The following is a 13,146-nucleotide window of genomic DNA, read 5'->3' as shown; positions in this document are numbered from 1 at the left end:
TCCTTAGCGCGTGCCGCCGGTTTGTTTGAGGAAGTTGGCAAACAGTTCATGGCCCTGTTCAGTCAGGATCGACTCGGGGTGAAACTGTACGCCCTCAATGTTCAGGGTCTTGTGACGCAGGCCCATGATTTCGTCGACTGAACCGTCATCGTGTTGCGTCCACGCGGTCAATTCCAGGCAATCGGGCAAAGTATCGTGCTTGACGATCAGGGAGTGGTAGCGGGTGACTGTCAGCGGATGATTCAGACCGGCGAAAACGCCCTTGTCCTCGTGGAATACCGGACTAGTCTTACCGTGCATTACCTGACGCGCGCGCACCACGTCGCCGCCATAGGCCTGGCCGATGGACTGGTGGCCGAGGCAGACGCCAAGAATCGGCAGTTTGCCAGCGAAGTGCTTGATAGCCTCGATGGAAATACCGGCTTCGGTCGGCGTGCAAGGGCCGGGAGACACCACGATGCGCTCGGGGTTAAGCGCTTCGATTTCGGCGATGGTCAATTCGTCGTTGCGCACCACTTTGACTTCGGCACCCAACTCGCCGAGGTATTGCACAACGTTGTAAGTAAAGGAGTCGTAGTTGTCGATCATCAGCAACATGGCGTTTCGAACCTCTTGAATTCTGACTTGAAGACAGCCTTCAGATGACTTGCCCGCAGGGCGCTGCACGATGTCGGACGCACAAGGGGCGCCAGCAAAGCGGCAATTCAAACGAGCAAGGAAGGCAGAGCGATACAGATCCGGCCGAGCCGGCAGAAAAGATTCAGGCGCGCCAACGCCAACGGGCGTGTGCCTTGATGACTTGATCCAGAAGTTTGCTGGTGATCAACACGGGGAAGGTCTCGTTCATACGTTCGGGCACAGTAACTTAGCTGGGCGGAGCGTGCAATATGGCCGGGCCTTTGGTGGATAAATCCAGGGGAGGAATCGCGACCGATGGCAAAAGGCCGGAAGTTTTTGGTACTGTCGTTTTGTTCACCTACAACAATAAATAAACGGACTTGCTCATGATCAAACAGACGTTGTTTGTACCGATGGCCAGCTGCTTGCTCGCATTGGCCTGCGCCCAAGCGAATGCCGCGCCCAATCCTTATTCGAATTTCATTGTGTTTGGCGACAGCCTCAATGACGCCGGCACGTTTAGCGACAGCGGCGGCCCGGACGGCGCCACTCAGCGCTACACCAACCGTACCGGCCCGGTGTATCTGGATGGCAGCGGCGAATTGCGCTCGCTCAACGCGACGCAGATCCTCGGTGGCAAACTGGGGTTCTCGCCGGATCAGACGGCGTCCTCGTCATCGGCTGTACGCGCCGGCGAAGGCCTGGCCGATGGTAACAACTGGGCAGTAGGCGGCTATCGTACCGACCAGATTCTTGATTCGATCACCACGCAATCCGCCACCGGCGAACGCACTCGCGCCGGTTACCTGCCGTCGAACGGCTTTCGCGCCGATCCCAATGCGCTGTATTACCTGTCGGGGGGCGGCAATGACTTCCTTCAGGGCCGCGTGACCAGCCTGCCTCAGGCCAGCGCTGCGGCGGATCGTCTGGCGAGCAGTGCGCAAACCCTGCAACAAGCCGGCGCCCGTTACATCATGGTATGGCTGCTGCCGGACATCGGCTTCACCCCGGCCTTCAATGGCTCTCCCCTGCAAGCGTTTACGTCCCAGCTCAGCAGTCAGTTCAACACCGAACTGGTCAGCCAGTTGCAGCGCGTCAACGCTAACGTGATTCCACTGAATATTCCGGTGCTGCTCAAAGAGTCGTTTGCCAATCCGGGTCAGTTCGGCCTGGCCACCGACCAGAACCTCAGCGCCACCTGTTTCAGCGGTAACGGCTGCACCGAGAATGCCCGGTACGGGATCAACAGTGCGACGCCAGATCCGACCAAGCTGATCTACAACGATGCAGTTCACCCCACCGAAGCCGGCCAGCGCCTGATCGCCGATTACGCTTACTCGTTGCTGGCTGCACCGTGGGAAGCGACCCTGTTGCCAGAGATGGCGCAAGGCACCCTGCGCTCGCATCAGGATGAACTGCGCAACCAGTGGCTGGCCGACTGGCAAAACTGGCAAGGCGTTGGCCAATGGCGCGCGATTGTCGCTGGCGGCGGCCAACACCAGGACTTCGACGGCCAGGACAGCGGCGCCAGCGCCGACGGCAATGGCTACAACTTGAACATTGGTGGCAGCTACCGCCTCAACGACGCCTGGCGCGTTGGCCTGGCGGCAGGGTTCTACAACCAGAAACTCGAAGCGGGCGAGCACGATTCCGACTACAAGCTGAACACCTACATGGGCACCGCTTTCGCCCAGTACCAGCAAAACCGCTGGTGGGGTGACGCGGCCGTGACCGCCGGCCACCTGGATTACGACAGCCTCAAGCGTAAATTCCAGTTGGGGACGAACGAGCGCGGCGAGAAGGGCGACACCGACGGTTATGTCCTGGCGTTCAGCGGACGCGTGGGTTACGACATCGCGCCAGAGGCGAGCAGCCCATGGCACCTGTCACCCTTCGTGAGTGCTGATTTCGCCAAGGTGGAAGTCGATGGCTATTCGGAGGACGGCGCTGACTCCACCGCGCTGACATTCGATGACCAGTCGCGCATCTCCCGGCGTCTCGGTCTGGGGATTCAGGGCAAATACCAGATCACTTCGCAAACTCAGGTGTTCGGCGAATTGGCTCACGAACGTGAGTACAACGATGACGCTCAGGATGTGACGATGAATCTCAACAGCCTGCCGGGTAACCAGTACACCCTGGAAGGCTATACCCCGCAGACCAACCTCAATCGCCTGAACCTGGGCGTGAGCCACAACCTCACCAAAGACCTGGCGCTACGTGCCAGCTACAACGTCCGCAAGGATGACGACTTTACCCAGCAAGGCATCAACGTCGGGGTGAGTCTGGACTTCTAAATCGCAGGTACAAAAAAGCGGCGCACTCACAGGCGCCGCTTTTTTATTGGTTACACACAAATCGAATGTGGGAGCGAGCTTGCTCGCGAAGAGGGCGTGTCAGTCGCCATTAATGTCAACTGATGCTCCGCTTTCGCGAGCAAGCTCGCTCCCACAGGTTGTGGTGCAGGCTCAGACGTCCGGGGTTTGCTCGGCCAGGGCCACCGCGCGGAACATCGCGCGGCGCTTGTTCAGGGTTTCTTCCCATTCCAGCGCCGGCACCGAATCGGCGACGATGCCACCACCGGCCTGCACGTGCAGCTCGCCGTTCTTGATCACGGCGGTGCGAATCGCAATCGCGGTGTCCATGTTGCCGTTCCACGCGAAGTAACCGACCGCGCCGCCATACACGCCACGCTTGACCGGCTCCAGCTCGTCGATGATTTCCATCGCACGAATCTTCGGCGCACCGGACAAGGTGCCCGCCGGAAGAATCGCTCGTAGCGCGTCCATCGCCGTCAGGCCTTCCTTCAGCTGACCGGTAACGTTGGACACGATGTGCATCACGTTGGAATAACGCTCGATGACCATTTTTTCGGTGAGTTTCACCGAACCTGTTTCCGAGACGCGCCCCGTATCGTTACGACCCAGATCGATCAGCATCAAGTGCTCGGCGATCTCTTTGTCATCCGACAGCAAGTCTACTTCCAGCGCCAGATCCGCTTCTTCGGTAGCCCCGCGAGGGCGAGTACCGGCAATCGGGCGCACGGTAATCAGGTTGTCTTCAACCCGCACCAACACTTCCGGAGAACTGCCGACGACATGGAAGTCGCCGAAGTTGAAGAAGTACATGTACGGCGTCGGGTTGAAGCAACGCAGTGCGCGGTACAGGTCAATCGGTGCAGCCTTGAAGTCGATCGACATACGCTGCGACGGCACGACCTGCATGCAGTCACCGGCAAGGATATATTCCTTGATGGTGTCGACGGCTTTTTCGTAATCGTTCTGGGTGAAACTGGAGCGGAACACCGGGTCGGCCGACTGCTGCTTGCTGAAGTCCAGACCACGACGCGGCGTGATCGGCTGGCGCAGTTGCTCAAGCAATTGCTGCAAACGCGCCTGACCTTGCTCGTAGGCATCGGCCTGCGCCGGGTCAGCCAGCACGATCGCGTGCATTTTGCCGGCAAGGTTGTCGAACACGACGACCGCATCGGAGACCATCAGCAGAATGTCCGGCACGCCCAGTGGATCCGGATTCGGGCATTTGCCCAGACGTTTTTCGACATAACGCACGCAGTCGTAACCGAAATAACCGACCAGACCACCGTTGAAACGCGGCAGACCGGCGATGGTCGGCACGTTGTAGCGGGCCTTGAAGGTTTCGACGAAAGCCAGTGGGTCTTCGACGTCGTGGCATTCGGTCTCGACGCCATCGACGGTGATGCTGACGTGATAGTCGTGCACCCGCAGCACGGTGCGGCACGGCAGGCCGATGATCGAGTAACGGCCCCATTTCTCGCCGCCCTGCACCGATTCGAGCAGGTAGGAGTTGGGCTGGTCGGCCAGTTTCAGGTAGATCGACAGCGGCGTGTCGAAGTCAGCCAGGGTTTCGCAGGCCAACGGGATGCGGTTGTAGCCGTCAGCGGCCAAGCGCAGGAATTCTTCGCGGATCATAAGGTGCCTCGTGGTGTGAGGTTTTATCAGTCAGGTGTGCAAACGCGCCGGCAGGCCGGCCAGGAACAAGTCAGGCGCGCCAACGCCAGCGGGCCAGGGCCTTGATGACTTTCATCCAGAGTTTGCGGGTGACCACCACGATGGCGTTTCCAGAAGGGGGTTGAACAGCGTCGGGCAACGTTATCCCACCGGCCAGATCCAGGCAACCGGGAATTAGCTTGCGCAGATCGTCAATCACCAGCGCCGGGGATTCCTCGGCAATCGGTCGGCCGTGGTTGTAGCCGTAGCTGAGCGCCACACACTTGACCCCCGCCGCCTTCGCCGCCAGCACGTCACTGCGCGAGTCGCCGACGAACAGCGATTGCGAGGCCGGGATATTGGCCATTTTCATCACGAAGAACAGCGCCGCCGGATCAGGTTTCTGCTGCGGCAGGGTATCGCCGCCGATGATCCACTTGAAGTAGCGGCCGATCTTCATCTGGTCCAGCAACGGCGCCACGAAGCGCTCCGGTTTGTTGGTGATCAACGCCATGGCCACGCCCTGCTTTTGCAGCCATTTGAGGGTGTCGCGCACACCGGGATAAACCACGGTCAGTTCATGGCTGGCGCCGTAGGCTTGCATAAACACTTCCAGCGCGTGTTCGGCCTCGACGTCATCCACCGCCGAATGGTCGATGCCACCGGCCAGCGCCCGACGCACCAATACCGGTGCGCCGTTGCCAACCCACTCGCGCACCGAATCCATGCCTGCTGGCTGGCGGCCAAGGCTGAGCAGCATCGTGTCCACCGCTGCCGCCAGGTCGGGAACCGAGTCGATCAGCGTGCCATCCAGATCGAACATCACCAACCGTGGCAGTTTGCCCGGGAACAGCTGCTCAAAACCGCTCATGGGCGAGTCAGCGCCAGTTCGGAGCGCATCTTGTCGATGACTTCCTGATAGTTCGGCGCGTTGAAGATCGCCGAGCCGGCGACAAAAGTGTCGGCGCCCGCAGCAGCGATTTCACGGATGTTGTTGACGTTGACGCCACCATCGATTTCCAGACGGATGTCACGGCCCGACGCATCGATGATCGCCCGTGCTTCGCGCAGTTTGTCGAGGGTGCCGGGAATGAACTTCTGCCCACCGAAACCCGGGTTGACGCTCATCAGCAAAACCATGTCGACTTTGTCGATCACGTACTTGAGCACGTCCAGCGGGGTCGCCGGGTTGAACACCAGACCGGATTTGCAGCCGCCCTCGCGGATCAGTTGCAGCGAGCGATCGACGTGCAGCGTGGCTTCCGGGTGGAAGGTGATGTAAGTCGCGCCGGCCTCGATGAAGTCGCCAACGATGCGATCCACCGGGCTGACCATCAGGTGCGCGTCGATTGGCGCGGTAACGCCGTACTTGCGCAGTGCCGCGCACACCATCGGGCCGATCGTCAGGTTGGGCACGTAGTGGTTGTCCATGACATCGAAGTGGACGAAGTCGGCACCCGCGGCCAGAACATTGTCTACTTCTTCGCCGAGGCGGGCGAAGTCGGCAGAGAGAATCGACGGAGCAATTACGAAGGGCTGCATGACGCACCTTTTCTGAGCTAAATCACGATGGCGCGCATTGTATACCTCAAGTTTCCGCGCGCGCACCGTGACTGCGATGATTGGGTTGTGCCATGACCGGTAGTCGCCGACGGATCAGTACGCCGCGCGGTAGATCTTCTCGATATCCACGGCGCTGAGCTTGCGCGGGTTGTTGCGCATCAGCCGCTCGATGCCTGCGGCTTCCACGGCCATGGCCGGGATCGCGTCTTCCGGCACACCGAAACTGCGCAACCCTGCGGGAATTTCCACCGCCGCGCACAAATCGGTCATGGCCTGCACGGCTTTGTCCGCTGCTTCAGTGGCGCTCAGATGAGCCGTTTTCACCCCCATGGCTTCGGCAATATCCTGCATCCGCTCGACGCAGGCCATTTTGTTCCAGGTCATGACATACGGCAGCAACAAGGCATTACTGACGCCGTGCGCAATGTTGAATCGCCCGCCCAGCGGATACGCCAATGCATGCACCGCACCGACCCCGGCATTGCCGAATGCCATGCCAGCCATCAGGCTCGCGGTGGCCATGTCTTCGCGCGCTTGCAGATTGGCGCCGTTGGCGTAGGCCTTGGGCAAGGCGTTGGCGATGAGTTTGATTGCGCCAATGGCGAGGGAGTCGGTAATCGGTGAGGCATTCACCGACAGATAGGATTCGATCGCGTGCACCAGCGCATCGACGCCACTGGCAGCAGTGACACTGCGCGGGCAGGTCAGGGTCATTTGCGGACTGACCAGCGCCACGTCCGGTAACAGATAGTCGCTGACGATGCCCTTCTTCAGTTGCGCGACCTTGTCCGAAAGAATGGCGACATTGGTCACTTCCGAGCCTGTGCCGGCGGTGGTGGGGATGGCGATCAGCGGCGGGCCTTTACGCGGCACCTGGTCGACGCCGAACAGATCCTCCAGCGCGCCGTGGTAACCGGCATACGCCGCCACACTTTTGGCGATGTCGATGGCACTGCCGCCGCCGAGGCCAATCAAGCCGTCATGCCCACCCTCGCGGTACACGCGCATGCAATCTTCGACGATGGCGATTTCCGGGTCCGGCAGTACACGGTCGAAAATCTCGTACTCGCGCCCGCCCAATTGGCACAGCGCCAGCTCGACGGTGCCGGACTTGACCAGCGCGGCGTCGGTGACGATCAGCGGATTATCGATATCGAGGCGAGTGAGTTCGGCCGCCAGTTGCTCGATGGCTCCGGCGCCGGTGATCAGTTTGTGAGCGATTTTGAACTGGGAAAGACTCATCGTGCGCAGCCTCTTATAGATGTGGGAGCTGGGCACAAGATTAGCTGGGGATTTGAGGTTGTCTGCTATTCAGGTGGTGAATGGTCAATTGATAGCAAGATCAACAGCCCCTCACCCTTGCCCCCTTGGGGGAGGGTTGGGGTGAGGGGGTAGCCTTTGATCTTGCCTTTAAACCTGAGCAGTACGCAGTTTTTCGCTGCGTCCACGTAACCATTCCAGCGTCAGCAAGAGAATCACAGAGAACGCGATCAGCAGCGTCGCCGCAGCCGCAATCGTCGGGCTCAAGTTCTCACGAATCCCGCTGAACATCTGCCGAGGCAACGTCGCCTGCTCCGGCCCCGCGAGAAACAGCGTCACCACCACCTCATCAAACGACGTCGCAAAAGCAAACAGCGCGCCGGAAATCACCCCCGGTGCAATCAGCGGCAGGGTCACGCGACGGAATGCGGTCAACGGCGAAGCGCCAAGGCTCGCGGCGGCACGCACCAGGTTATGGTTAAACCCCTGCAACGTCGCCGAAACAGTGATGATCACAAATGGCACACCCAGCACCGCATGCACCACGATCAGAGAAAAGAAGCTGTTGCCCAGGCCCAGCGGCGCGAAGAACAGATAACTCGCCACGCCGATGATCACCACCGGCACGACCATCGGCGAAATCACCAGCGCCATCACCAGCGCCTTGCCGGGGAAGTCGCCACGGGTCAGGCCGATGGCCGCCAGCGTACCGAAGATCATCGCCAGCACGGTCGCGGCCGGGGCGACGATGATGCTGTTCTTCAGGGCGCGCATCCACTCGGCCGAAGCGAAAAAGTCGTGATACCACTGCAGCGAGAAGCCCTGCAGCGGGTACACCAGAAAGCTGCCCGAGTTGAACGAGAGCGGAATGATCACCAGCACCGGCAGAATCAGGAACAGCAGAATCAAGCCGCAGAGAATCCGCAAGCTGTAGAACCACACCCGTTCGATGGGCGACATGTAAGGACTCAGCATTTCAAACTCCCCTTAGCTCAGGCGCAGGCGACTGGCGCCCACCAGCCAGCTGTAGATCAGATAAAGCACCACGGTCGCCAGCAGCAACAAGCCGCCCAGCGCAGTGGCCATGCCCCAGTTGATGCTGGTGTTGGTGTAGAAGGCGACGAAGTAGCTGACCATTTGATCGTTCGGGCTGCCGAGCAGCGCCGGGGTGATGTAGTAGCCGATGGCGAGGATGAACACCAACAGGCAGCCGGCGCCGACGCCTGCATAGGTCTGCGGGAAGTACACCCGCCAGAAACTCGCGAACGGGTGGCAGCCAAGGGAAATCGCGGCGCGCATGTAGGTTGGCGAGATGCCTTTCATCACGCTGTAGATCGGCAGGATCATGAACGGCAGCAGGATGTGCACCATCGAGATGTACACGCCGGTGCGGTTGAACACCAGTTCCAGCGGCTTATCGATGATGCCCATCGCCATCAGCCCGCTGTTGATGAGGCCGCCCGATTGCAGCAACACAATCCACGCCGCCACTCGCACCAGAATCGAAGTCCAGAATGGCAGCAGCACCAGAATCATCAGCAGGTTGCTTTGACGCGACGGCAGGTTCGCCAGCAGGTACGCCAACGGATACGCCAGCACCAGGCAAATCACAGTGATGACCAGGCCCATCCAGAAGGTACGGGCGAAGATGTCGAGGTAGATCGCCTGGTCCGGGGTCGCCGGGGCGACTTCACCGAGGTCGTCGATACGGTGGTCGACCGACGCCAGCAAGTAATACGGGGTGATGCTACTGGTATTGCGCTTGACCGCTTGCCAGTAGGCCGGATCGCCCCAACGTTCATCGAGGGCTTCGAGCGCTTCTTTATAAGAGGCCGGTTCGCTGGCGAATGGCAACGCCCGGGCCGTTTTGGTCAGCAGGCTGCGATAGCCGGCCAACTCCATGTTCAAGCGCTTGGACAAATCGCCCAAGGTCTGGTTTTTTCGCGCCTCGGCGAGGTCTTCACTCGCCGCTTTATAGACGGGTTCAGCGGGCAGGCCACGGCCGTCCCAACTGGCGATGGCCGCCACGGTGCGCGGCAGGCCGCCGACCACTTCCGGGTTACCGACGCTTTTGTAGAGCAGCGCCACGATCGGCACCAGAAACACCAGCAGCAGGAAAATCACCAGCGGCGCAATCAGCGCCTGCGCTTTCCAGCGGTTGACCCGCTCGGCGCGCTTGAGCTTCTGCTTCAAGGTGGGGCTGGCGCCCTCGTTCAGGGGAACGGCGATGGCCATGACGTACTCCGCAAAACTTTGATCGTTACAGAGGTGGCGAACCACCTCGTTCGATTGATGCACACAGATTCAAATGTGGGAGCGAGCTTGCTCGCGAAAGCAGAGTGTCAGTCGACATCAATGGTGCATGTACTGACGCCTTCGCGAGCAGGCTCGCTCCCACAGGAGGACGAGCCCTGGGATTATTTCGCCGCCCAGGCGTTGAAACGCTGCTCAAGTTGCTCGCCGTTGTCAGCCCAGAAGCTGACGTCGATCTGCACCTGGTTGGCGATGTTTTCCGGCGTGGTCGGCATGTCTTTCAGGACGTCCTTGGCCAGCAGCGGTACGGCTTGAGTGTTGGCCGGGCCGTAGGCGATGTTTTCCGAGTAAGTCTTCTGCTGCTGCGGCTGTACCGAGAAGGCGATGAATTTCTTCGCCGCTTCAGCACGCTTGGCGTCCAGACCTTTCGGGATAGCCCATGCGTCGAAGTCGTAGATGCCGCCGTTCCACACCACTTTCAGGTTGGATTCTTTCTGCACCGCAGCAATCCGACCGTTGTAGGCCGAGCTCATGACCACGTCACCGGAAGCGAGATACTGCGGCGGCTGCGCGCCGGCCTCCCACCACTGGATGCTTGGCTTCAGCTCATCGAGTTTCTTGAACGCGCGATCCTGACCACCCTTGCTGGCCAGTTCTTTGTAGACGTCTTTCGGCGCCACACCATCGGCCATCAAAGCGAACTCAAGGGTGTACTTGGCGCCTTTGCGCAGGCCACGTTTACCCGGGAATTTCTTGGTGTCCCAGAAATCGACCCAACTGGTTGGCGCGGTTTTCAGCTTGTCGGCGTTATACGCGAGCACGGTGGACCATACGAAGAAACCTACGCCGCACGGCTGGATCGCGCCTTTGACGTAGTCTTCGGTCTTGCCGAACAGCGCAGGATCCAGTGGCTCGAACATGTCTTCGTCGCAGCCACGGGACAGTTCTGGTGACTCAACTTCCACCAGATCCCACGACACGCTCTTGGTGTCGACCATGGCTTTGACCTTGGCCATTTCACCGTTGTACTCGCCAGCAACGATCTTGCCGTTGCCCGCCGCTTCCCACGGTGCATAGAAGGCTTTGACTTGCGCAGCCTTGTTCGCCCCGCCAAACGACACCACGGTCAAATCCGGGCCAGCGGCCATTGCGCTTGCCGCACCCATCAGGCCCAGGGTAAGGGCGGTGAACTTCAGGGATCTCAACATTTATTGTTCTCTCCACGTGCAGGGTTGGTGTTGGTATTGCGGGGGGCGATCAGTTCGCCTCTAAAAGAGGATCAAGCGCGCGAACGTGCTCGACCTGCCAGCCAAGCGGAACCACGTCGCCGACGCTGAGCCCTGGATCGAGCTCGGCAATCGGTTGTTTCACGAAGAAGTCGGTCTTGCCGCAGACTTCCAGGCGCACCCGGACGTGGTCGCCCAGATAGATGAATTCCGCCACCCTCCCTGAGAAGCGGTTAACGCATTGATCACTCGAACCGTTGAGGCTGACGCGTTCCGGACGGATCGACAGCGTCACCGGTTCGCCGGTCTGGCCGACGTTGACCGCCAGCGCCTCGACCTTCTCGCCACGACCCAACTCGACCACGCAGCGTTCGCCGTTCTGGCTGAGCAACCGGCCGTTGAGGCGGTTGTTCTCACCGATGAAGTTGGCGACGAAGGTGTTTTTCGGTTCTTCGTAGAGGCTGCGCGGCGGCGCGATCTGCTGGATTTCGCCCTGATGGAACACGGCCACGCGGTCGGACATGGTCAGTGCTTCGCCCTGATCGTGGGTCACGTAGACCACGGTCACGCCGAGGCGCTGGTGCAGGTGTTTGATTTCCATCTGCATGTGTTCACGCAGTTGTTTATCGAGGGCGCCGAGGGGTTCGTCCATCAGCACCAGTTGCGGTTCGAACACCAACGCGCGGGCCAGCGCCACACGTTGCTGCTGGCCGCCGGACAACTGCGCCGGATATCGCTGGGCGAAGGCATCGAGCTGGACCATGCTCAGGACTTTTTTCACCTTGTCGCTGACGTCGCTCTTGTTCAGCCCGCGCACACTCAACGGGAACGCGAGGTTTTCGGCCACGGTCATGTGCGGGAACAAGGCGTAGTTCTGGAACACCATGCCGATGTCGCGCTTGTGCGGCGGCACGTTGTTGATCGAGCGACCGGCCAGCAGAATTTCACCGGCGGTCGGGGTTTCGAAACCGGCGAGCATCATCAGGCTGGTGGTCTTGCCGGAACCGGACGGCCCGAGCAGGGTGAGGAATTCGCCTTTGCGAATGTCCAGGTTGAGGTCTTTGACGATCAGGTTCTCGCCGTCGTAGCTCTTCTGCACTCCACGAAAGCTGACCAGCACATCACTGGCACCTGCGCTTGTATCGACCTGGCTCATACCCACACCTTTGTTGTTGATGACTGCTTGTGTATCCAGCCTAGTGGCTGGCGGCAGCCACGCAAATCGGGGCGCAGGAGAGAATCGCCTCAGCCGGATGGAAGGTTGGGGGTAGGGATCGCCCTACAAGGATGGCGCGCATTGGCAAGCGAGCGACGAGCGACAAGCTGCGAGCCGCAAGAACCAAGCAAAAGCGCCTGTCGCTAACAGATATGCCCACAATCGCAGGCTACACAGGGAACCCTGTGGGAGCTGGCTTGCCAGCGAAAGCGGTGGTTCAGCCGACATTAATGTGACTGACTTGCCTTCATCGCAGGCAAGTCGAATCGTCGCACCGCAGCTCCTGCAGGTTTTGCAGTGGACTAAAGAAGTTTGTGTTCCATCGCGTACTTCACCAGTTCCGCCAGTGAAGTGATATTGAGCTTCTGCATCAGCCGCGCCTTGTGCGTGCTGATGGTTTTACTGCTCAGGGCCAGTTGCTGGGCGATGTCGTTGACGTTGGCGCCCTGGGCCAGGCGCTCGAATACCGAGAACTCGCGTTCGGACAACAGCGAATGCAATGGCCGCGAATCCGTCAGGCCGACTTCGAAGACCATGCGGTCAGCCAGATCCGGATCGATGTAACGCCCGCCCGCCGCCACCTTACGAATGGCAGTGAGCAGCAGCGCCGGATCACTGTCCTTGGTCGCGTAACCCGCGGCGCCGATCTTCAGCGCACGCGCGGCCATTTGCGCTTCGTCGTGCATCGACAGCACCAGAATCGCTGGCGGATTATTCAGCGCGCGGATTCGCGGTATCGCTTCCAGTCCGTTGACCCCGGGCATGGAGATGTCGAGCAAGACCACTTCGCACGGGACATGGCGCAGGGTCTCGAGCAATTGTTCGCCATTGCTCGCCTCCCCCACCACCAGCAGATCCTTGGCCAGGCCGATCAATTGCTTGATGCCTTCGCGGACGATGGTGTGGTCTTCGGCTACCAGTACTCGGATCACGTTCTTCTCCACTTCAAAATTCGCGAGCAAGCTCGCTCCCACAGGGACACGCATTCCAAGGTGGGAGCGAGCCTGCTCGCGAAGAGGCCAGCATCAACACCACTCAACCA

11 protein-coding genes are annotated in these 13,146 nt (G+C 60.1%); 1 reads left to right on the top strand and 10 read right to left on the bottom strand.

The window, feature by feature from the left end:
* Nucleotides 1-3: 3 nt before the first annotated feature.
* The gene (locus tag AB4P91_RS08460) at nt 4-597 is read right to left on the bottom strand and encodes an aminodeoxychorismate/anthranilate synthase component II (RefSeq protein ID WP_150593733.1); all 594 of its coding nucleotides are present in this window, start codon (nt 595-597) and stop codon (nt 4-6) included.
* 407 nt (nt 598-1,004) lie between these two features.
* Between AB4P91_RS08460 and estP the strand changes: the two genes are divergently transcribed.
* Complete coding sequence (estP, locus tag AB4P91_RS08455) at nt 1,005-2,915, top strand: esterase EstP (protein WP_150688045.1); 1,911 nt, start codon at nt 1,005-1,007, stop codon at nt 2,913-2,915.
* 171 nt (nt 2,916-3,086) lie between these two features.
* Here estP and trpE read toward each other — a convergent pair whose 3' ends face one another.
* The 9 genes from trpE to AB4P91_RS08410 form a co-directional block, all read right to left on the bottom strand.
* Nucleotides 3,087-4,568: an anthranilate synthase component I gene (gene trpE, locus AB4P91_RS08450; protein ID WP_150593731.1), complete on the bottom strand. Its 1,482-nt coding sequence runs from the start codon at nt 4,566-4,568 to the stop codon at nt 3,087-3,089.
* A gap of 70 nt (nt 4,569-4,638) precedes the next feature.
* Entirely contained in the window at nt 4,639-5,457 is an 819-nt protein-coding gene (locus tag AB4P91_RS08445) for a phosphoglycolate phosphatase (protein ID WP_150593730.1), read from the bottom strand.
* Nucleotides 5,454-6,128 (bottom strand): ribulose-phosphate 3-epimerase, encoded by a 675-nt coding sequence (gene rpe, locus AB4P91_RS08440; RefSeq protein ID WP_042561371.1) that lies wholly within the window; start codon nt 6,126-6,128, stop codon nt 5,454-5,456. The genes AB4P91_RS08445 and rpe overlap by 4 nt, the downstream gene beginning before the upstream one ends.
* A gap of 114 nt (nt 6,129-6,242) precedes the next feature.
* Nucleotides 6,243-7,391 (bottom strand): iron-containing alcohol dehydrogenase, encoded by a 1,149-nt coding sequence (locus AB4P91_RS08435; RefSeq protein WP_042561372.1) that lies wholly within the window; start codon nt 7,389-7,391, stop codon nt 6,243-6,245.
* 168 nt (nt 7,392-7,559) lie between these two features.
* Nucleotides 7,560-8,384: an ABC transporter permease gene (locus AB4P91_RS08430; RefSeq protein ID WP_008084123.1), complete on the bottom strand. Its 825-nt coding sequence runs from the start codon at nt 8,382-8,384 to the stop codon at nt 7,560-7,562.
* Between the two features lie 12 nt (nt 8,385-8,396).
* Nucleotides 8,397-9,644 carry an ABC transporter permease gene (locus tag AB4P91_RS08425; protein ID WP_150593729.1) on the bottom strand — a complete coding sequence of 416 codons (1,248 nt, stop codon included), beginning with the start codon at nt 9,642-9,644 and terminating at the stop codon, nt 8,397-8,399.
* Nucleotides 9,645-9,826: 182 nt separating this feature from the next.
* A complete protein-coding gene (locus tag AB4P91_RS08420) occupies nt 9,827-10,870 on the bottom strand; it encodes an ABC transporter substrate-binding protein (RefSeq protein ID WP_150593728.1) in 1,044 nt (347 codons plus the stop codon).
* A gap of 49 nt (nt 10,871-10,919) precedes the next feature.
* Nucleotides 10,920-12,044: an ABC transporter ATP-binding protein gene (locus tag AB4P91_RS08415; protein ID WP_042561376.1), complete on the bottom strand. Its 1,125-nt coding sequence runs from the start codon at nt 12,042-12,044 to the stop codon at nt 10,920-10,922.
* 362 nt (nt 12,045-12,406) lie between these two features.
* Entirely contained in the window at nt 12,407-13,036 is a 630-nt protein-coding gene (locus tag AB4P91_RS08410) for a response regulator transcription factor (RefSeq protein ID WP_008147212.1), read from the bottom strand.
* Between the last annotated feature and the right edge of the window lie 110 nt (nt 13,037-13,146).

This window comes from Pseudomonas sp. B21128 (assembly GCF_044218865.1).
In the GTDB taxonomy this organism is placed as follows: Bacteria; Pseudomonadota; Gammaproteobacteria; order Pseudomonadales; family Pseudomonadaceae; genus Aquipseudomonas; species Aquipseudomonas iridis.
The sequence above is the reverse complement of the archived record's forward strand: the minus strand, read 5'-3'. Positions and strand labels throughout refer to the sequence as shown.